Genomic DNA, 1,147 nt, shown 5'->3' on the forward strand with positions numbered 1-1,147 from the left:
GTTTTAAAACTCCGCGCTTTTTAAGAAAAATAAAAAGCTGGATCTCGGAGCTTTTAAAACCTATTCTACAGATAAGGTAAATTTTAAAAAAGCTTTAATCTTTGTTTGCGGCCTAATTCTACTTTGGTAGCAAATCAATGGGTTTTATTTGATTTTTAAAGGTATTCATGAACCTCCTTCGTCGGTTTCTTTTGTTCGCCCAGGGCCGAGAGACAAAGGTACAGTGTGCCTTTGGAAAGAGGAGCCAGCTGTAGCAATGGCCAACGCGATAACTGACCTCTTGCACAAGAAAATCAAGGGGATTTTACAGAAGTGATTTTCCAATTCAAAACGCTTTAAATCAGTAGACGTAGTAGGGGAGGTTTAATCTATTTTTTGATAAAAGACTGTTTTTAAATAGACGCTTTCCGGAAAGGTAATAGGATGGTCCTCGTCGTGCAGGGTAGTGTGTTTAAACTCCCAACCATTATAAGGGGTTATCCCTGCATCCTGGTGGGCTTGCTTAAAATCGTCCAAGCTAATGCGACTAGAACAGGAGCCTAAGACCAAGGTGCCATTCTTTGCTACTAACTCTTTACCCAACTGGGCCAATCTTTTATACTGTGTTAGAGCCCTGGGTACTTCACTAGCTTGTTTGGCGAAGGAAGGCGGATCTATAATAACAATATCAAAGTGCGCTTGCTTATCTATTAGTTCTTGTAAGGCTATAAAAGCATCGGCGACTATGGGAGTCCACCTCGATTTGTCTATGCCATTGAGGGTCATGTTTTGGGCCGCTACTTCCATGGCTGGGGCGCTAATATCTATGGAGGTCAATGATTTGGCATTGCCTTTTAAAGCGTGAATCCCGAAACTACCTACATAACTAAATACATCCAGCACTTTTTTCTTGTCCGAATGTTGTTGCACCCATAATCTATTGGGTCTTTGATCTAGAAAGAACCCCGTTTTATGGCCAGATTTTGTATAGGCGTAGAATTGCACCCCATACTCTCCAAATACGACCTTCTCATCGGGGAGTGGATTTCCAACTACCGCTCCTTCTTGGTACGCAAACGGATTCTGCTGCATAACCTTTCTGCTAAATCGAACTACCATGGTGTCCAACGCAAATTGCTTCTTAATTTCTTGGATCAGCAGTTCAGTA

General features: G+C 41.8%; 1 protein-coding gene. It reads right to left on the minus strand.

Going from position 1 to position 1,147, the window contains the following annotated elements; translation table 11 throughout:
* Positions 1-363: 363 nt before the first annotated feature.
* Positions 364-1,147 (minus strand): class I SAM-dependent rRNA methyltransferase (locus tag F1E73_RS17025; RefSeq protein WP_150452665.1); only part of this gene is annotated, 784 nt, incomplete at its 5' end.

The sequence above is a fragment of the Arenibacter lacus genome (assembly GCF_008711145.1).
GTDB classification, from domain to species: Bacteria; Bacteroidota; Bacteroidia; order Flavobacteriales; family Flavobacteriaceae; genus Arenibacter; species Arenibacter amylolyticus.